General features: G+C 63.5%; 1 protein-coding gene. It reads right to left on the bottom strand.

What is annotated here, in order from left to right; all coding sequences use genetic code 11:
• A partial coding sequence (locus EOA33_RS38110; protein WP_190234550.1) for a zinc ABC transporter substrate-binding protein occupies positions 1-550 on the bottom strand: 550 nt, incomplete at both ends.

The following is a 550-nucleotide window of genomic DNA, read 5'->3' as shown; positions in this document are numbered from 1 at the left end:
GTTGTGCATCATGTCGATATAGGTCGAGGCTGGTCCGTCGGGCTGCGACAGCGCATCCGAATAGAGCGTGCCCCCGACCTTGATGCCGGTCTCGCTGGCGATCTGCTCGATCAGCCGCGGATTGGTGATGTTTTCGACGAAGATCGCAGCCGCCTTGTCTTGCTTCACTTGCTCGACCAGCTTGGCGACGTCGGCGGCCGATGGCTCGGAGTCGGTGGAAATGCCCTGCGGCGCCAGGAAGGCCAGGCCATATTCGTGCTCGAAATAGCCGAAGGCATCGTGCGAGGTGATGACGACGCGCTTCTCCTCGGGGATCGACTGGATCGCCGCCTTCACTTCGCCTTCCAGCACATCCAGCTTCTTGGTGTAGGCCGCGGCATTGGTCTGATAGCCGACGCAGCCCTCGCTGTCGGCGGCGCAGAAGGCCTCGGCGATATTCTTCACATAGATCCTGGCATTGGCGATCGACTGGAAGGCATGCGGGTCGGTGACCGTCTTGCCGCCGCCGGTGGCGGCGCCTTCCGCCGCGTCGGCCTCGGCGAATTCCGGC

The organism is Mesorhizobium sp. M4A.F.Ca.ET.050.02.1.1 (assembly GCF_003997725.1).
Taxonomy (GTDB): Bacteria; Pseudomonadota; Alphaproteobacteria; order Rhizobiales; family Rhizobiaceae; genus Mesorhizobium.
Note: the sequence above shows the minus strand (reverse complement) of the source record. Positions and strands in the feature narration are given on the sequence as shown.